A 212-nucleotide genomic window follows, 5' to 3' on the forward strand; every position below is an offset into this window, starting at 1 on the left:
GATTTGGTGCAATTGAGCCGATCAGGCGGGCTTGAAGAAGATCAAGTTTTCCGCGCCCGTACATCTGGCGCTTTACCAGCTTGAGCTTGGTGATTTGCCCCTCAGTTTGTCCGTTGGACCACGATGAGACGATCGCTGCCCGGACTGCCTGTATGTCTTTGAAGCGATCTTTTATGAAAAGGGTTGCGCGCAGGCATCGGCTCCTACAAGGA

At 53.3% G+C, this 212-nt stretch carries 1 pseudogene; it reads right to left on the reverse strand.

Annotation, left to right across the window (positions count from 1 at the left end):
• Positions 1–212 (reverse strand): annotated as a pseudogene (locus tag AF337_RS40195) (ISL3 family transposase); the annotation flags it as partial.

The sequence above is a fragment of the Rhizobium ecuadorense genome, assembly GCF_001187535.1.
In the GTDB taxonomy this organism is placed as follows: domain Bacteria; phylum Pseudomonadota; class Alphaproteobacteria; order Rhizobiales; family Rhizobiaceae; genus Rhizobium; species Rhizobium ecuadorense.